We start from the raw sequence: 17,147 nt of genomic DNA, 5'->3' as shown, positions 1-17,147 counted from the left end.
GGGCTTGCCCGCGAAAGCGGTGGTCCAGTCAATGGAGATGCATCGAATGCACTGGCCTCTTCGCGGGCAAGCCCGCTCCCACAGGATCGTCGTTGGGCATATAACTTGCTCACCTCCAGCTACTTAACGGCTGGAACCACCCATGCTCCACTCCCATCTCACCACCCTCAACGCCGTCTCCCTCGTGCTCAATACCTTCAAGGCTGAAGGCCTGTCCAGCGAGGCGTTATTGGCCGGCAGCGGCATCAGCGCGGCGGATCTGAGCCGGGCGGACACGCGCATCACCACCAACCAAGAGATGTTGGTTTGCGCCAACGCCGTCGCGTTACGCCGCGATATCGGCCTGGAGTTGGGCCGGCGGATGCACGTTTCGTCCTACGGCATGCTTGGGTATGCCTTACTCACCAGCGCCACTTTAGGTGACGCGTTGCGGTTGGCGCTGCACTATCCGGCGCTATTGGGAACGCTGTTCGAGTTGAGCCTGGAGGAAGATGGCGAGCGCATCTGGCTCACCGCCGGCGACTATCGGGAAAATCCGGCGCTGGCGCCGTTCAATGTCGAGTTTTGCCTGGTCTCGATGAAAGTCACCTGTGAAGACCTACTCGGCCATCCTCTGCCTCTACTCGGCGCCCGCTTCGAACACCCGGCGCCGGACTATCAGGCGCGCTACGCCGAGCGTTTCGACTGCCCCTTGCAGTTCGATGCTGCGTCCAATGCCTTTGCTTTCGACAAACGCTGGCTTGAACAACCCCTGCCTCTGGCCGACGCCATCACGCACCAGGCCATGGCCGAACGTTGTCGCAAGCAAAACACCGAGTTCACCGGGCGTCAGGCCTGGCTCGGGCGTATCCGCCAACTACTCGCGGCGCAACTGAGCGCGGCGCCGGGCCTGGATGGGCTGGCCGAACAGCTGAACTGCTCGGCGCGCACCCTGCGGCGACATCTGAAGGACCTGGGCTGCAGCTATCAGGAACTGCTCGATGAATTGCGCTTTGAGCAGGCCAAGCGAATGCTCTGCGAAGATCAACTGCCGATCTATCGGATTGCCGAGGCATTGGGGTTCAGCGAGACCGCGAGCTTCCGCCATGCGTTTGTGCGCTGGAGTGGTGTGGCGCCGAGTCAGTTCCGGCCGCACCGATAACCCCTGTGGGAGCGGGCTTGCCCGCGAAGAGGTCAGTACATTCGACGCATCTCCATTGATTGGACCACCGCTTTCGCGGGCAAGCCCGCTCCCACAGGTTTGGCATTCCAAGCCAATGTTGAAGCGCCGACGTGCCATTAAGGGGCGAATTTCGGTCAAATCTTTTGGCCATATTGATCCCCTTTTGGCCTTTCCTGCCGTTCTCCCAAACGCCGCCCGCCGCAAGACTGTGTTCAACCGAATCAGCCTGCGGAGAACAAGAATGCTGACGATCTACTCGGACGATCACCACCTGCACCACGGCCGTTGTGAATTGATGGACGGGCAATTGATGCCCTGTTTCGAGATGCCCTCGCGGGCCGACCATGTGCTGGCACGCGTGCAGTACCGCCGCCTGGGCCCGGTCGAGGCGCCGCTGGATTTCGGTCTCGGACCGATCGAGCGCATCCACAGCCGCGATTACCTCGACTTCTTCAAAGGGGCCTGGGCGCGCTGGACCGAATTCAATACCGACGGCGACTTGCTGCCCTACACCTGGCCGGCCCGCACCTTGCGTCGGATCATGCCCACCAGCCTGCACGGCCAGCTCGGCTATTACAGTTTCGACGGCGGCGCCCCGATTACCGCCGGCACCTGGCAAGCGGCGTATAGCGCGGCGCAAGTTGCCCTCACGGCCCAAGCGGTGATCCAGCGCGGGGCTCGCTGTGCTTTCGCCTTGTGTCGTCCACCGGGGCACCATGCCGCCAGCGATTTGATGGGCGGTTATTGCTACCTCAACAACGCGGCCATCGCCGCTCAGGCATTCCTCGATCAAGGCCACAAAAAGGTCGCGATCCTCGACGTCGATTACCACCACGGCAACGGCACCCAATCGATTTTCTACGAGCGTAGCGACGTGCTGTTCACCTCGATCCATGGCCATCCGGAAGCCGAGTTTCCGTTTTTCCTCGGCTACGAAGACGAACACGGTGAAGGCCCGGGCGAAGGCTTCAACTTCAACTACCCTTTGCCCGCCGGTTCAGGCTGGGACCGTTGGAGCGCGGCGCTGGAGCAGGCCTGCAAAGAGATCGAAAAGTACGGTGCCGACATCATCGTCGTGTCCTTGGGCGTCGATACGTTCAAGGACGACCCGATCTCCCAATTCAAACTCGACAGCCCGGATTACCTGGCGATGGGCGCGCGCATCGCGGGCCTCGGCAAGCCGACACTGTTCGTGATGGAAGGCGGTTACGCGGTGGAAGAAATCGGCATCAATGCCGTGAACGTTCTCGAAGGTTTCGAAAGCGCCCAATGAGGAATTAGAACAATGAATCGACTCAAGCGCTTTATCGCGCCAACGCTCTTGCCCACAGTGCTATGCGCCACGTTGCTCAGTGGTGCGGTGCACGCTGAAGAACGCACATTGCGGGTGTACAACTGGTTCGACTACATCACCCCCAAGGCGCTGGAAGATTTCAAGGCGCAGAACACCCAGACCAAACTGGTCTACGACATCTTCGACACCAACGAAGCGCTGGAGGCCAAGTTGCTGACCGGCAACTCTGGCTACGACGTGGTGGTGCCGTCCAACGTGTTCCTCGCCAAGCAGATCGAAGCCGGGGTGTTCCAGCCGCTGGACCGCAGCAAACTGCCGAACTGGAACCACCTCGATCCGAAGCTGATGAAGTTGATCGAAGCCAACGACCCGGGTAACAAATTCGCCGTGCCGTACATGTACGGGACCATTCTGATCGGTTTCAACCCGGACAAGGTCAAAGCAGCGTTAGGCGACAACGCACCGGTGGACAGCTGGGACCTGATCTTCAAGGAAGAGAACATCAGCAAGCTCAAGCAGTGCGGCGTAGCCCTGCTCGACTCGCCGTCAGAGATCCTGCCGCTGGCCCTGCAACACCTGGGCCTGGACCCCAACAGCAAGAAGCCGGCGGACTACGCCAAGGCTGAAGCGCTGCTGATGAAGATTCGTCCGTACATCACCTATTTCCATTCGTCCAAGTACATGGCCGACATTGCCAACGGTGACATCTGCGTAGCGGTCGGTTACTCCGGCAGCTTCTCCCAGGCCGCCAACCGTGCCAAGGAAGCCAAGAATGGCGTGATCGTCGACATGCGCCTGCCCAAAGAAGGCGCGCCGATCTGGTTCGACATGCTGGCGATCCCCAAAGGCGCGAAAAACCCGGAAGACGCCTACACCTTCATCAACTACTTACTGCAACCCCAGGTCATCGCACCGGTCAGCGATTTCGTCGGCTACCCGAACCCGAACAAGGACGCCACGGAAATGGTCGACCCGGCGATTCGCAACAACCCGAACCTGTACCCGACAGAAGCGGCAATGAGCAGCCTCTACACCCTGCAACCATTGCCTCGCGATGCCGAACGGGCACGGACCCGCGCCTGGACCAAGATCAAGTCCGGCACCTGATCCGGGTGGCGCGGCTCACACCGGGCTCCAGATCTCTTTGAGCCTCGCCAGTGCCGATTCGATAGCCGTCTCCGGCACTGCAGCGAACCCCAGGACCAGCCCCGCGCGCTGGTCCTCGGGGAGCGTCGTGTCTGGCAGCCAATAACTGCTCAAACCATTGACCTCCACCCCGACGCTGGTGGCTTGTTCGATCAATTCGCGCTCACGAGCCACGCTGTCGACACGTACCGTCAGGTGCAAACCGGCCGCCACACTGGGCAGCTTACCGACGCCCGGGATATCCACAGGCCAGCCATTGAGCAAGACGTTACGCCGACTCAACGCAGCACGGCGCATACGCCGGATGTGTCGCTGGAAATGCCCGGCCGCCATGAACTCAGCCATTACCGCTTGAGTGCTGACCTCCGAGTGCCGCATGTCCACCGCACGACGCTGGGAGAACGCCTCAACCAATCCGGGCGGCAACACCAGGTAACCCAGTCTTAATGCCGGGAATGCGACCTTGCCGAAGGTTCCGACATACAGCACTCGCCCCTGCCGATCCAGTGCAGCCAACGGCGCCAGCGGCGCGCCGCTGTAACGGTATTCGCCATCGTAGTCATCCTCGACGATCCAGCCTTGGGTGCGTTCGGCCCAGGCCAACAATTCAAGACGTCGCGCCAGACTCATGACCACCCCGGTCGGGTACTGATGCGACGGCGTGACGTAAGCCAATCGACAATCGCTGAGCCCCGCCAATTCGGTGCAATCAATGCCCTCACTGTCCACCGCTATCCCGTGCAATCGCGCGCCGGCTACAGCGAACGCATGACCCGCCGCTTGATACCCCGGATTTTCAATGCCCACCCCGTCGCCAGGCTCCACCAGCAACTGTGCACAAAGGCTAATCCCCTGTTGCGCGCCACTGGTGATCACTATTTGCTCAGCCGAGCACTGCATGCCCCTCGAACTGCGCAAATACGCAGCAATCAGCCCTCGCAATCGTGCATCACCCGCTGGGTCGCCGTAACACAGTTTCTCTAAATCCGGCTTACGCCAGAAAGCCGCGTTCAGCTTGGCCCAGACCTCGAAAGGAAATAGATCGAAGGCTGGAACGCCGACACGAAATGCCCGAGGTGGACCACTGGGAGGCAAGGTCAAATGGTTCTTTTCAACCCGGTCCAGAGCACCGCTGTGGATAACTTTACTGGATGAAACCACAGGTAAATCCAGCCAATTTGTGGATAAGGCTGTGGGTAACCCTGTTGAAAACCCTGTGGATACTTTTGTGGATAATTTTTTCACCGACACCGCGGCTTGAGGCAATTGCGCGACATAAGTCCCGTCGCCAACACGCCCCTCGATGAAGCCCTCAGCGTAAAGCTGATCGTAGGCACGGACCACGCTGTTACGGGAAATCGATAACGCCGCCGCCAAATCTCGACTGGCTGGCAGTCGTGTGCCGCTGGCCAGTCGTCCGTCGAGCACTCGCACCCGCAGCGCCTGATAAAGCTGACGACTCAGGCCCTGACGGCGGTCGAGTTCGATACCTGCGGGATTGAACGACGAGGGAAGCGGCGGATTCGACATGGTAATGGACCTATGAAATTGGTCATTAATGGCTCTTACAACAGACCAATAGCCTGCCTAGGATGCAGGCATTCGCCAAGGAAATTTTCCATGTACACGCCCAGCAATTTCGCCATCGATGATTTGAATGAACTGCATCAGCAGATACTCGGCACTCGCCTTGCTGTTTTGGTCACCCACGGTGAGCAGGGCCTGCAAGCCAGTCATCTGCCGCTGCTGCTGAATGTCGACCATGGCCCGAATGGCACCCTCTACGGGCACTTCGCCCGGGCCAATCCACAATGGCGGGAATTGCAGAACGGCGCCGAGGCGCTGGTGATTTTTGCCGGTGCCGATGCTTACGTCAGCCCGGGGTTTTACCCGAGCAAAGCCGAGCACGGCAAAGTCGTGCCAACCTGGAACTACGTCGCCGTGCACGCTTACGGTGCTGCCGAAGTTTTCAGCGACCCCGACCGCTTGCGCAATCTGGTCAGCGGCCTGACTGACCGTCATGAATCGGGCCGCGCTAAACCATGGAAGGTCGCCGACGCCCCCACCGACTACATTGACGGCATGCTCAAGGCCATCGTCGGCTTTGCCTTGCCGATCCAGCGTCTGGAGGGCAAGCGCAAGCTCAGCCAGAACCGCAATGCTGCAGACATCGCCGGTGTGCGCGAGGGGCTGGCCGCCAGCCCTGATGCGCACGACCAGGCCCTCGCCCACTTGATGCGTTAAGGAACCCACATGAGTCAGATCGACATCCGCCAGGTCACCACCGACGATCACGCTGCCTGGCTGCCGTTGTGGCAAGCCTACTTGCGCTTCTACAACACCGAATTGCCCGACGCAGTCACCCAGAGCACCTGGCAGCGCCTGCTCGATCCGAGCGAACCGACCCATGCGGCGCTGGCCTGGGCCGATGGCAAAGCGGTGGGCATGGTGCATTTCATCTACCACCGCTCGAACTGGAGCATCGAAAACTCCTGCTACCTGCAAGACTTGCTGGTGACACCAGAAACACGCGGCACCGGTGTCGGTCGGCAACTGATCGAATTCGTCTACACCACGGCCAAGGCCGATGGCTGCTGCAAGGTTCATTGGCTGACCCACGAAACCAACGCCACCGCGATCCAGCTATATGAGCGCATCGCCGAACGTCCCGGTTTCATCCAGTTTCGCCACGCCCTATAAGGTTCAAGGAGAGCAGCATGTCGACTTCACTCGCGGACTGGAAAGGTGTTCCACCACCCTCGGTTCAACTGATCGAAGGGCGTTTCATCCGCCTGGAAAAACTTGACCCGGCGCGTCACGCCGACGGCTTGTGGAAAGCCCTCGAAGGCCCGGGCTCGGATCCGAAACTCTGGGACTATTTGCCCTATGGTCCTTTCCCGGAGCGCAGCGCGTTCAACGATTGGCTGAACAACCATGCGGCCAACAGCGACCCGTATTTCTTCACGGTGATCGACCGAGCCAGCGGCGACGTCCAAGGCATCCTCAGCCTGATGTCGATTGTCCCTTCTCAGGGCCGCATCGAAATCGGCCATGTGACCTTCGGCGCGCCGATGCAACGTTCACCAAAAAGTACCGAGGCGGTTTACCTGCTGGCCAGGGAATCCTTTGCCTTGGGTTATCGGCGCCTGGAATGGAAGTGCAACAACGGCAATGCCCGTTCCAAGTATGCGGCGGAGCGGTTGGGGTTCAGTTTTGAAGGGGTGTTCCGTCAGCACATGGTGGTCAAGGGTCAGAACCGAGACACGGCGTGGTATTCGATTCTGGATTCGGAGTGGCCAGCGATTGGCGCGGGGTTCGAGCGGTGGCTGTCCGATGAGAACCAGACGGAATCGGGGCAGGTGAAAACTCTGGTTGAGTGCCGCCAGTAATCTTCGGCGCCCGGACGGACGCTATCGCGAGCAGGCTCGCTCCCACATTGGATCGTTGTCGAACACAATATACGTATTCACTGAAGATCTAATGTGGGAGCGAGCCTGCTCGCGAATGGCATCACGCTAACTTCTGGGCCAACACCGCAATATGCTCCGGCCCGATCCCGCAGCAACCGCCCAAATGGCTGGCCCCACGCTTCTGCCAATCGGCCGCCCATTGCAGATAACCCGGTGGGTCGAGATCGTCGCGCAACGGGTCCAGACCGTCATTGGCCGTGGCCTCTTTCGGCTGCGGCGGGAAGGCATTGGCGTACGCGCCGATGTGAATCTTCACCCCCAAGCGTTCGAAGGTTTCCCGCGTCGCATCAATCGCAGCGCCGATCACTTCTGGCTGGCTGCAGTTGAACAGCAAAGTTTCGACGCCCAACTCAGCCGCCACCGCGGCAGCCTCAGCCACGGGCTCACCGGAACGCAGACGCGGCACTTCGTCAGTGTCTTCATCCTTCAAGGTAAACGACAGCCAGAACGGCTTGCCGTCCTTCGGCAGTCCGGCATGGATCGCCCGGGCCTCGATAATCGAGCTCTGGGTTTCGGCCAGCCACAGGTCGACATGAGGCGCCAGGCCATTGACCAGAGGCGTCAGCAGCTCAGTTACCCGCGCGGCATCAAACAGGTCCGGGCGATAGGAGCCGAACAACGGCGGCAATGAACCGGCCACGCGCACCGGTTTGCCCGCCGCATCGACTGCACGACGGGCCAGCTCACCAGCCAATGCCGCGAGCGCCTGACCCTCAGCGGCAAAACGCTCTTCGCCAATATGGAACGGCACCACCGCATAACTGTTGCTAGTGATCACGTTGGCACCGCTTTCGATATAAGCCGCGTGCACGGCCTCCACAGCTTGCGGCGCTTCGCTTAAAGCTAGCGCGGACCATTCAGGCTGCCTGAACGGCGCCCCTCGGCGTTGCAGCTCACGACCCATGCCGCCATCCAGAATTACCGTGCTGCCTGCGCCCATATTCTTTTCACTCATAAGCTTATGAAAATAACTCACTATCAGAGTCCTTCTTATAACTATTTAATACGCACCACCCGGTTAATAACAACCTCTTTTTTTCAGGGATCAACTGTGAAATTTCAACCACTGCTGGCCCTGGGCCTGACGATTCTGGCTGCCTCTACCCAAGCCTTTGCGGGCGCTACTCTGGATCGCATCGAGCAAAAGAAAGAACTGGTGGGTGTGTTGATGGAAAGCTATCCGCCCTTCTCGTTCCTCAACGATCAAAACCAGCTCGATGGTTTCGACGTCGACGTGGCCAAGGCCGTGGCGGACAAACTGGGCGTCAAGCTGCGCCTCGAAACGCCGTCCTGGGATGTGATCGCCGCCGGTCGCTGGAGCGGGCGTTACGACATCTGCATCTGCTCCATGACCCCGAGCAAAGCCCGCGCCGAAGTCTTCGACTTCCCGGTCGAGTACTACGCCTCCCCTGCGGTGATCGTGGTCAACGCCAAGGACGACAGCATTCACAGCGCCAAGGACCTGAGCGGTAAAAAAGTCGGCCTCACCAGCGCCTCGAGCTATGAAAGCTACCTGAACAAAAATCTGGTGATCGAAGGCGCCGAAGACACCCAATTGCAGTACCCGTTCGAGAATGTGCAGATCGCCCCGTATGACACCGACAACGTCGCGTTCCAGGATTTGGGCCTGGGTGCTGGCGTACGTCTGGACGCGATCCTCACCAACCTTGTCACTGCCCAACCGCGCCTGAACGAAGACAAGCGCTTCAAGCTCGCCGGTGAGCCGCTGTATTCGGAGCCGAACTCGGTGGCCATCGAAAAAGGCGACGCCCAGTGGGACGCCAAAGTACGTGATGTGTTTGCCCAGCTGAAACAGGACGGCACCTTGAGCAAACTGTCGCAAAAATGGATCGGTGCCGACATCAGCAAATGACTTCTTTCCCCAAACCACCTCAGCCGCCACAACCAGTGGCTGAGTCATTACTGCAACGGGTCTTCGGCTTCCGTACCCGGCTGTACCTGACCTGGGCAGCGATGTTCGGCTTGTTCGCGAGTTTCTTCCTGAGCTTCGACCTGAAGTTCTCGATCATCCTCGACAAACTGCCGAACCTGATCGGCCTGCACCTGGCGCCCAACGGCTTTCTGCAAGGCGCAGCGCTGACGTTGTTCTTGTGCCTGTGCTCAATCGTGACGTCATCGCTGTTGGGCTTCATCACGGCGTTGGCTCGGCTGTCGAAAAGTGCGGTGGCGTTCGGTATCGCGAGCTTCTATGCCTCGTTTTTTCGCGGCACACCGCTGCTGATTCAGATTCTGCTGATCTACCTCGGCCTGCCACAACTCGGCATTGTGCCCGGCGCCATTGCCGCCGGCATCATCGCCCTGTCGCTGAACTACGGCGCCTACCTGAGCGAAATCTTCCGCGCCGGCATCCTCGGCGTCCCCCATGGCCAACGCGAAGCATCATTGGCCCTGGGCATGCGCGAAACCGTGATCTTCTGGCGCGTCACCCTGCCCCAGGCCATGCGCACCATCATCCCGCCCACCACCAACCAGTTCATCTCCATGCTCAAGGACTCATCACTGATTTCGGTGATGGGGGTTTGGGAAGTGATGTTCCTGGCGCAATCGTATGGGCGCTCGAGCTATCGCTATATCGAGATGCTCACGACGGCGGCGATTATTTATTGGTTGATGTCGATTGGATTGGAGCTGATTCAGGCGCGGATGGAGCGGCATTACGGGAAGGCGTATTTGAGCCGTAGCTAGGTTAAAAGCCAAAAGATCGCAGCCTTCGGCAGCTCCTACCGGGTGTACGTCGACCCGAAGTAGGAGCTGCCGAAGGCTGCGATCTTTTGATCTTTAATGTACAGCAGATACGTTTTCGTCAATGCGATAGCCCCCGTATCTTGATTCGATGTAAGAAAAAGCATCAGCGCGAACAGATAAAATCAGCCGGTTTCAAGCGGCTGGCCATTTTCTACACAACCATCTGACACTCCCCGCAAGCCCGTCGGAAGCAGCTGACATCGGCACCTATAGCCTCCCTCTTAGAGTTTGGCCTCTATTCAAGAGAGGCTGTACTCGATGCCCGTTCAACACAAATACCGACCACATCACCTGCCTTTAGCGATTGCGATTGCGCTGGGCTGTGCTGATTTCGCAATTGCCCAGCAGATCCCTGAAGCGCCCACCCCGGTTGAAACACCGGATGATCTGATCATGACACTCGATGCTTTCATCAACGATCCAGGAACGCTTCGGACCCCAGTCGCCAAGGGATACAAAGGAAAGAACGAGCCAGCACTTCAACTGACCGATGCAGATGATCTGATCACTGTTCTCCCCCGGGGAAGTTTTAGCGGACTATTGGATGGCGGGGGCGGAACCAATGTCCTGCAACTCGATGCTCCGAAAGGAGGCACGCTGGGTGAAACCCGGAACATCAATGGACTGGAGGTCAAGCAGGGAAACTGGACCCTCAAAAGTACAGATTTCTCTATCGGCGCACTGGTAAGACCCAACGCAGCACTGATCAATGAAGGTCATATTGAGGGCAAAGTCCTGACGTTGGGCCGCGTGGAAAACAAAGGCAACATTGGCGACGACGCCTTCGTGCTTTCCACAGGCAGCCTGACCAACCGGGGCATTATCGGAGGTAACGTCGACGTCAGCGAGCAAGGCAGTTTTGCCGGTGATGGCAGCGTCGGTGGTCTGGCAGTACGAGGCCGTCTTAACGTCGACAATTTACACGGAGCCCCGACGGTAGCGGGTGACCTGAAACTGTCCAATACAGCCGTATTAGTCTATGGAATTACTGCCAACGCTCCTGGCGAGACCATCAACGTCAAGGGTACCGCCACCCTCGGCGATGCAACCCTGAAGCTCGTCGCTGCCCCCGGTGACTACCCGCAAAGCGGCCAGCACACGATCATCAGGGCCGAAAACTTCGTGGAGGGCAAATTCGGAACCATTGAAAACAATCTCGCGTTCATGACTCCTAGCCTGCAGTACCCCGAGAGAGAAGTCGTCCTGACTTACGCACGCAACGAGGTGCCATTCGAGAGCGTTGCGACCACCGAAAACGGTCGAGAATTTGCTCGCAGTCTGAAGGAACCAATCAGTCCAGCCGCGCCGTCACCTACCCGCACGGAAAACGCTCCTGTGGCTCAACAGCCATCCAATGCCGCCGTTACCGCCCTGCTCGCTTCCAACAAGGAAACAGCTTCACAGGCCATCGAGCTGCTGGCCGGCGACAGCAATGCGAACCTCGCCAAGGCGACGCTGGCCAGTGATAGTCCGGTGGGTTCCAGCATGCTCTCAGCCATACGCCAGCTGGATAGCACCAGTGCCTACAGCAATCCAGGCAGGCGAAACAACGCACCACGCCTGGCTGCCGGCAGTGAAGACAATGGCAGAGTCTGGCTACAAGCACTTGGGCATAACGGGAAACTGGATCGCGACGTTTATCCCCTGCAGCACACAACCGAGGGCCTGTTGCTGGGTGCGGATTGGAGAATCGATGAGGAATGGCGCTTGGGGCTGATGGGCGGCAAATCGCGGACTCGCCTGGAGAGCAGCGAACTCGACGGAGATCTCGACAGCTGGCATTTGGGTGTCTATGCGTTGCGTCAGAACGGTCCGATGTCACTGCGCCTTGGCGCGACTTATAGCGGTCACGATGGCAGCAACGCACGCCGGATAGCCTTTGCTGGCTTCAGCGACCGCCCCAAGGGCAGCTACGACGCCAGCACCCAGCAAGCCTTCGCCGAGGTGGGTTACAACCTGGGCCGCACTAACGTCAGCATCGAACCGTTCGCCAGCCTCGGCTACCAACGCTATCAGCGCGACAGCTACACAGAAAAAGGCGGTGCAGCGGCGCTGAAAGTCCATGAGCAAGCCCAAAGCAACATGAACAGCACCTTTGGCCTGCGTCTGGCGAAGGTCAACACGCTGGATAACGGCATGCAACTGACGCCGCGATTCAGTGCCGGCTGGAAACACACGTACGGTGAGGTCGACACCAAAAACCGCCAACGACTGGTCAACGGCGGTAATGATTACACCGTTTACGGTGCGGAGCTGGATCGCGACAGCTTGATGCTCGATGCAGGACTGGATCTTGGGGTTTCGACAAACCATACAGTGGGTGTTGGCCTCACCGGCGAAATCGCCAGTGATAGCCGCAATCATGGCGTGATGGGGCAGTGGCGGATGGCATTCTGATAAAGCCGTCCTGACTTAATACAGAACCTGTGGGAGCGAGCCTATGTGGCGAGGGGGCTTGCCCCCGTCGGGTCGCGAAGCGCCCCCCGCATTTTAAAGTTGAACAGCATTTAACGGGTTTACGACTGCTTCGCAGCCGAACGGGGGCGAGCCCCCTCGCCACAGGTCGCTCCTACATTTGGCAGGTTGAACATCGGGCGAAAAAAAAGGGGAGCACATGCCCCCCCGAGGTTTAAAACGGTATATCGAGGCTGTTAACTCAGCCTTCGATCTCGATCAGAATCTCGCCCGGGTTCACCCGGTCGCCCTTGGCCACGTGGATGGCGGTGACTTTGCCGGCGATGGCCGATTGGACTTCGGTTTCCATCTTCATCGCTTCGGTGATCAGCACGGCTTGGCCGGCTTTCACGGTGTCGCCTTCCTTGACCAGCACATCGACGATGTTGCCTGGCATGGTGGTGCTGACGTGGCCCGGTGCAGTGGCTTGCTTGCGCTTGCTGCTACCGCCGCTGACGAATTCGTTGAGTGGTTCGAACACCACTTCTTCCGGCATGCCGTCGATGGACAGATAGAAGTGGCGCTTGCCTTCCGACTTGACGCCGACACCGGTGATGTCGACGCGGTAGGTTTCGCCGTGAACGTCGATGACGAACTCGGTCGGCACGCCTTCGCCGCCGGCCGACGCCACGCCGCCCGCTTCCGGAATTGGCAACAGCACCTCTGGTGTGAGGGTGCCGGCTGCGCGTTCTTCGAGGAACTTGCGGCCGATGTCCGGGAACATGGCGTAGGTCAGCACGTCTTCTTCAGACTTGGCCACGGCGCCGATTTCGGCACGCAGCTTGGTCATTTCCGGCTTGAGCAGGTCAGCTGGACGGACGTCGATCACTTCTTCGCTGCCGATCGCCTGACGACGCAGTTTTTCGTTCACGGTGCCCGGCGCTTTGCCGTAGCCGCCTTGCAGGTAGAGCTTCACTTCGTTGGTGATGGTCTTGTAGCGCTCGCCGGCCAGCACGTTGAAGAACGCCTGGGTGCCAACGATCTGCGAGGTCGGGGTCACCAGCGGCGGGAAGCCGAGGTCTTCACGAACGCGCGGGATCTCCGCCAGCACTTCGCTCATGCGGTTCAGCGCGCCCTGCTCTTTCAACTGGTTGGCCAGGTTGGAAATCATCCCGCCCGGTACCTGGTTGACTTGAACACGGGTATCGACGGCGGTGAACTCGCTTTCGAACTGGTGGTACTTCTTGCGCACGGCGTAGAAGTACAAGCCGATTTCCTGCAGCAGTTCCAGGTTCAGGCCGGTGTCGTATTCGCTGCCTTTAAGAGCAGCGACCATCGATTCGGTGCCTGGATGGCTGGTACCGGAAGCGAAGCTGGAGATCGCGGTGTCAATGTGATCGGCGCCGTTTTCGATGGCCTTGAGTTGGCACATCGTGGCCATGCCAGCGGTGTCGTGCGAGTGAATGAACACAGGCAGCGATTGCTCGGATTTCAATGCCTTGACCAGTTCGCCAGTGGCGTACGGGGTCAACAGGCCGGCCATGTCTTTGATCGCCACGGAATCACATCCCATGGCTTCCATTTGCCTGGCTTGCGCCACGAACGCGTCAATGGTGTGCACTGGGCTGGTGGTGTAGGCGATGGTGCCCTGAGCGTGTTTGCCGGCAGCCTTCACCGCTTCGATGGCAACTCGCAGGTTACGCACGTCGTTCATCGCGTCGAAAATGCGGAACACGTCGATGCCGTTGACCGCAGCCTTGGCAACGAAGGCTTTGACCACGTCGTCGCTGTAGTGGCGGTAGCCCAGCAGGTTCTGGCCACGCAGGAGCATTTGCAGACGCGTGTTAGGCAAGGCCGCGCGCAGTTGGCGCAGACGCTCCCACGGGTCTTCTTTCAGGAAGCGTACGCAGGCGTCGAAGGTCGCGCCGCCCCAGCATTCCAGCGACCAGTAGCCGACTTTGTCGAGCTTGTCGCAGATAGGCAGCATGTCTTCGGTGCGCATACGGGTGGCGAGCAGCGATTGGTGGGCGTCGCGCAGGATTGTGTCGGTAACGTGTATCTTTTTAGAATCAGGGGTCTTGGACATTGGAATATTCCTCACAGGCCTGCGTGGGCGGCGATGGCGGCGGCGATGGCCAGGGCCAGCTCTTCGGGTTTGCGCTTGATCGAGTAGTTGGTCAGTTCAGGGTGGCTTTCAACGAAGCTGGTGTTGAACTGGCCGCTACGGAATTCCGGGTTACGCAGGATTTCCTGGTAGTACGCGGCAGTGGTCTTGACCCCTTGCAGACGCATGTCGTCAAGGGCACGCAAGCCACGGTCCATCGCTTCTTCCCAGGTCAGCGCCCAGACCACCAGTTTCAGGCACATCGAGTCGTAGAACGGCGGAATGGTGTAGCCGGTATAGATCGCTGTGTCGGTGCGCACGCCAGGACCGCCGGGCGCGTAGTAACGGGTGATCTTGCCGAAGCTCGGCAGGAAGTTGTTTTTCGGGTCTTCGGCGTTGATCCGGAACTGCAGCGCGAAACCGCGGTGCTGGATGTCTTCCTGTTTCACCGAAAGCGGCAGGCCGGACGCGATGCGAATCTGCTCGCGAACAATGTCGATGCCGGTGATTTCTTCGGTGATGGTGTGTTCCACCTGCACCCGGGTGTTCATCTCCATGAAGTACACCTCGCCCTCGGCGAGCAGGAACTCCACGGTGCCGGCGTTCTCGTAACCCACAGCCTTGGCCGCGCGCACCGACAGGTCGCCGATGTAGGCGCGCTGTTCCGGGGTCAGTTGCGGGCTCGGAGCGATCTCGATCAGCTTCTGGTTGCGACGCTGGATCGAGCAATCACGCTCGAACAGGTGCACCACGTTGCCAAAGCTGTCGCCGAGAATCTGCGCTTCGATGTGTTTCGGATTGACGATGCATTTTTCCAGGAACACTTCTGCCGAACCGAAAGCCTTGGTGGCTTCGGAAATGACCCGTGGAAAGGCTTGTTCGAGTTCTTCGCGACTGTTGCAGCGACGAATGCCGCGACCGCCACCGCCGGATGTGGCCTTGAGCATCACCGGGTAACCGATGCGGTCACCTTCGGTCAGGGCTTCTTCGATGCCCGACACGTTGCCTTCGGTACCCGGGGTGACCGGTACGCCGGCCTTGATCATGCTGCGGCGAGCTTCGGTCTTGTCGCCCATGCGGCGAATCACTTCAGCCGATGGACCAATGAATTTGATACCGCGTTCGGCGCAGATGTCCGCCAGCTCGGCATTTTCCGAAAGGAAGCCGTAACCGGGGTGCAACGCATCGCAACCGGTTTCCACCGCCAGGTTCACCAGCTTGCGCGGGTTCAGATAGCCGGCCAGTGGTTCAGCACCGATGCTGTGGGCCTCGTCCGCACGCTTCACATGCAAGGCATGGCGGTCGGCGTCGGAATAGATCGCGACCGAGCGAATGCCCATTTCGGCGCAGGCACGCACGATTCGTACGGCAATCTCACCACGGTTGGCGATCAGGATCTTTTTTATCACTTGGAGGTTCCCTTGAGCCGGTGGTACTCACGACCTGTCAAACCAGGTCGACGCGTGACCAAATGTTTCAATTCAGTCGCAGCTCCACACTAGCCTTCGCAAGGGATTAACAAAAATGAATAATAATTGGGTTACACATAAGCAAAGACTTATAGTTGAGGCATCAGCCTCCGCTCAGGATCTCTAGAAAATGCGTAAGTCATTGATGCGTATGACATTGCGTCAATTGCAGATCTTCAATGAGGTGTGCGACTTAAGGTCCTACAGCCGCGCTGCCGACGAAATGTCTCTCACACAACCTGCCGTGAGCCTACAGATTCGTCAACTCGAAGAGCTGATCGGCCAACCTTTATTCGATTACGTCGGCAAAAAACTCTACATGACCGAGGCGGCCGAAGCACTGCAGCGCGCCAGTCGGGACATTTTCGGGCGCCTGGAAAACCTCGATATGCAGCTGTCGGACATGCAAGGCTCATTGCAGGGTCAGCTGAAGCTGGCGGTGGAATCCAGCGCCAAGTATTTCGTGCCGCACCTGTTTGCCGCCTTCAAACGCCAGCATCCCGAAGTGAACCTGCACTTGACCGTGGTCAACCGTGGCCAGGTCATTCGGCGCCTGTCGGATAACCGTGATGACTTGGTGATCATGTCGATGGTCCCACAAGACATGGGGCTGGAATTCCTGCCGTTCCTCAACAATCCGATTGTCGCTGTAGCACCGCCGGATCATCCGCTGTGCCATATGGGACCGTTGCGCTTGCAGGATCTGGAACCCTACACGCTGCTGTTGCGCGAACCCGGTTCCGGTACACGATTGGCGTGCGACGAGTATTTCAAAGAGAAACGCGTGCACTTCACCCAGACCCAGGAGGTCGCCTCGGCCGAAGCTCAGCGTGAATGCGTATTGGCGGGTCTGGGCCTGGCGCTGTTGACGCGCCACGCCCTGAACCTTGAGTTGGCGACCGGCGCCCTGATTGAGCTGCCGGTCGAAGAGCTGCCGCTGTTCCGTAGCTGGTGCCTGGTGCAGGCCAAGGCCAAACGGCTATCGCCGGTGGCCCACGCATTCCTTGCGTTTATCCGCAGCGAACGGGCGCAGATCAGCGCGTTGGTTGAGCGTTTCGACGGGAAGCTACCGGTGCTGCCTGCCAATAGTTGAGTTCGAGGTCTTCAGGAAAATCGCCAATTTCGGCCAGTAGCTGACGGCGTTCGCAGCGGTCTTCGATGGCGCGGCGAAATTCCATGCGGCGCTGATCTTCTTGCTGACGACGGGTTTTGACGGCGCTGTTGCGTTCTTCGTAGGGCTGAGCCATTTCGAGTCTCCCAAGGCGAGTACGGGAGTTACAAGATAGGTGCGAGGGATGACGGTTTGGCGGCGGGAGGGTTACAGACGTGTGAACATTGGCAG

Annotated in this window: 15 protein-coding genes; 10 read left to right on the top strand and 5 right to left on the bottom strand. The window is 59.2% G+C overall.

Annotated features, from left to right (window positions below):
- The first annotated feature begins 142 nt into the window (after positions 1 to 142).
- The 3 genes from KGB18_RS00965 (at position 143) to KGB18_RS00955 (ending at position 3,563) form a co-directional block, all read left to right on the top strand.
- Positions 143 to 1,141: an AraC family transcriptional regulator gene (locus tag KGB18_RS00965; RefSeq protein ID WP_123720145.1), complete on the top strand. Its 999-nt coding sequence runs from the start codon at positions 143 to 145 to the stop codon at positions 1,139 to 1,141.
- A gap of 262 nt (positions 1,142 to 1,403) precedes the next feature.
- Positions 1,404 to 2,435: a histone deacetylase family protein gene (locus tag KGB18_RS00960; RefSeq protein WP_123720144.1), complete on the top strand. Its 1,032-nt coding sequence runs from the start codon at positions 1,404 to 1,406 to the stop codon at positions 2,433 to 2,435.
- Between the two features lie 12 nt (positions 2,436 to 2,447).
- On the top strand, positions 2,448 to 3,563 hold the full coding sequence (locus KGB18_RS00955; protein ID WP_123720143.1) for a polyamine ABC transporter substrate-binding protein: 1,116 nt from the start codon (positions 2,448 to 2,450) through the stop codon (positions 3,561 to 3,563).
- 15 nt (positions 3,564 to 3,578) lie between these two features.
- Here the strand turns inward: KGB18_RS00955 and KGB18_RS00950 are convergent, their stop codons facing one another.
- Complete coding sequence (locus KGB18_RS00950; RefSeq protein WP_123720142.1) at positions 3,579 to 5,132, bottom strand: PLP-dependent aminotransferase family protein; 1,554 nt, start codon at positions 5,130 to 5,132, stop codon at positions 3,579 to 3,581.
- 90 nt (positions 5,133 to 5,222) lie between these two features.
- On the opposite strand from KGB18_RS00950, the gene KGB18_RS00945 reads away from it, so the two are divergent.
- From KGB18_RS00945 to KGB18_RS00935, 3 genes are read left to right on the top strand one after another with little or no spacing between them, the layout of a single operon-like run.
- The gene (locus tag KGB18_RS00945; RefSeq protein WP_123720141.1) at positions 5,223 to 5,846 is read left to right on the top strand and encodes an FMN-binding negative transcriptional regulator; all 624 of its coding nucleotides are present in this window, start codon (positions 5,223 to 5,225) and stop codon (positions 5,844 to 5,846) included.
- A 9-nt stretch (positions 5,847 to 5,855) separates the two neighbouring features.
- Positions 5,856 to 6,302 carry a GNAT family N-acetyltransferase gene (locus KGB18_RS00940; RefSeq protein ID WP_095052345.1) on the top strand — a complete coding sequence of 149 codons (447 nt, stop codon included), beginning with the start codon at positions 5,856 to 5,858 and terminating at the stop codon, positions 6,300 to 6,302.
- A 17-nt stretch (positions 6,303 to 6,319) separates the two neighbouring features.
- Positions 6,320 to 6,991: a GNAT family N-acetyltransferase gene (locus tag KGB18_RS00935; RefSeq protein ID WP_052966078.1), complete on the top strand. Its 672-nt coding sequence runs from the start codon at positions 6,320 to 6,322 to the stop codon at positions 6,989 to 6,991.
- 121 nt (positions 6,992 to 7,112) lie between these two features.
- Here the strand turns inward: KGB18_RS00935 and KGB18_RS00930 are convergent, their stop codons facing one another.
- Complete coding sequence (locus tag KGB18_RS00930) at positions 7,113 to 8,012, bottom strand: homocysteine S-methyltransferase family protein (RefSeq protein WP_123720320.1); 900 nt, start codon at positions 8,010 to 8,012, stop codon at positions 7,113 to 7,115.
- Positions 8,013 to 8,123: 111 nt separating this feature from the next.
- Here KGB18_RS00930 and KGB18_RS00925 point away from each other — a divergent pair, with 111 nt between their 5' ends.
- From KGB18_RS00925 to KGB18_RS00915, 3 genes are all read left to right on the top strand, one after another.
- Positions 8,124 to 8,945, top strand: coding sequence for an ABC transporter substrate-binding protein (locus KGB18_RS00925; RefSeq protein ID WP_123495702.1), 822 nt, complete (start codon positions 8,124 to 8,126; stop codon positions 8,943 to 8,945).
- On the top strand, positions 8,942 to 9,778 hold the full coding sequence (locus KGB18_RS00920; RefSeq protein ID WP_052966075.1) for an amino acid ABC transporter permease: 837 nt from the start codon (positions 8,942 to 8,944) through the stop codon (positions 9,776 to 9,778). Before KGB18_RS00925 ends, KGB18_RS00920 begins: the two co-directional genes overlap by 4 nt.
- Before the next feature lie 318 nt (positions 9,779 to 10,096).
- Positions 10,097 to 12,235: an autotransporter domain-containing protein gene (locus tag KGB18_RS00915; RefSeq protein ID WP_123720140.1), complete on the top strand. Its 2,139-nt coding sequence runs from the start codon at positions 10,097 to 10,099 to the stop codon at positions 12,233 to 12,235.
- 259 nt (positions 12,236 to 12,494) lie between these two features.
- On the opposite strand, the gene oadA is transcribed toward KGB18_RS00915, so the two are convergent.
- The gene (gene oadA, locus KGB18_RS00910; protein WP_123720139.1) at positions 12,495 to 14,318 is read right to left on the bottom strand and encodes a sodium-extruding oxaloacetate decarboxylase subunit alpha; all 1,824 of its coding nucleotides are present in this window, start codon (positions 14,316 to 14,318) and stop codon (positions 12,495 to 12,497) included.
- A gap of 11 nt (positions 14,319 to 14,329) precedes the next feature.
- Entirely contained in the window at positions 14,330 to 15,745 is a 1,416-nt protein-coding gene (locus KGB18_RS00905) for an acetyl-CoA carboxylase biotin carboxylase subunit (RefSeq protein WP_007896523.1), read from the bottom strand.
- A 190-nt stretch (positions 15,746 to 15,935) separates the two neighbouring features.
- Here KGB18_RS00905 and KGB18_RS00900 point away from each other — a divergent pair, with 190 nt between their 5' ends.
- Positions 15,936 to 16,898: a LysR family transcriptional regulator gene (locus KGB18_RS00900; RefSeq protein ID WP_123357128.1), complete on the top strand. Its 963-nt coding sequence runs from the start codon at positions 15,936 to 15,938 to the stop codon at positions 16,896 to 16,898.
- On the opposite strand, the gene KGB18_RS00895 is transcribed toward KGB18_RS00900, so the two are convergent.
- On the bottom strand, positions 16,840 to 17,052 hold the full coding sequence (locus tag KGB18_RS00895) for a PA3496 family putative envelope integrity protein (RefSeq protein ID WP_123357127.1): 213 nt from the start codon (positions 17,050 to 17,052) through the stop codon (positions 16,840 to 16,842). The genes KGB18_RS00900 and KGB18_RS00895 overlap by 59 nt on opposite strands.
- Between the last annotated feature and the right edge of the window lie 95 nt (positions 17,053 to 17,147).

The organism is Pseudomonas sp. BF-R-26 (assembly GCF_019947395.1).
In the GTDB taxonomy this organism is placed as follows: domain Bacteria; phylum Pseudomonadota; class Gammaproteobacteria; order Pseudomonadales; family Pseudomonadaceae; genus Aquipseudomonas; species Aquipseudomonas farris.
Note: the sequence above shows the minus strand (reverse complement) of the source record. Positions and strands in the feature narration are given on the sequence as shown.

Bases quoted from the DNA above. Each gene is read 5' to 3' on its own strand.
- KGB18_RS00965 (WP_123720145.1), top strand. From the start codon at position 143: ATGCTCCACTCCCATCTCACCACCCTCAACGCCGTCTCCCTCGTGCTC.
- KGB18_RS00960 (WP_123720144.1), top strand. From the start codon at position 1,404: ATGCTGACGATCTACTCGGACGATCACCACCTGCACCACGGCCGTTGT.
- KGB18_RS00955 (WP_123720143.1), top strand. From the start codon at position 2,448: ATGAATCGACTCAAGCGCTTTATCGCGCCAACGCTCTTGCCCACAGTG.
- KGB18_RS00950 (WP_123720142.1), bottom strand. From the start codon at position 5,132: ATGTCGAATCCGCCGCTTCCCTCGTCGTTCAATCCCGCAGGTATCGAA.
- KGB18_RS00945 (WP_123720141.1), top strand. From the start codon at position 5,223: ATGTACACGCCCAGCAATTTCGCCATCGATGATTTGAATGAACTGCAT.
- KGB18_RS00940 (WP_095052345.1), top strand. From the start codon at position 5,856: ATGAGTCAGATCGACATCCGCCAGGTCACCACCGACGATCACGCTGCC.
- KGB18_RS00935 (WP_052966078.1), top strand. From the start codon at position 6,320: ATGTCGACTTCACTCGCGGACTGGAAAGGTGTTCCACCACCCTCGGTT.
- KGB18_RS00930 (WP_123720320.1), bottom strand. From the start codon at position 8,012: ATGGGCGCAGGCAGCACGGTAATTCTGGATGGCGGCATGGGTCGTGAG.
- KGB18_RS00920 (WP_052966075.1), top strand. From the start codon at position 8,942: ATGACTTCTTTCCCCAAACCACCTCAGCCGCCACAACCAGTGGCTGAG.
- KGB18_RS00915 (WP_123720140.1), top strand. From the start codon at position 10,097: ATGCCCGTTCAACACAAATACCGACCACATCACCTGCCTTTAGCGATT.
- oadA (WP_123720139.1), bottom strand. From the start codon at position 14,318: ATGTCCAAGACCCCTGATTCTAAAAAGATACACGTTACCGACACAATC.
- KGB18_RS00900 (WP_123357128.1), top strand. From the start codon at position 15,936: ATGCGTAAGTCATTGATGCGTATGACATTGCGTCAATTGCAGATCTTC.
- KGB18_RS00895 (WP_123357127.1), bottom strand. From the start codon at position 17,052: ATGGCTCAGCCCTACGAAGAACGCAACAGCGCCGTCAAAACCCGTCGT.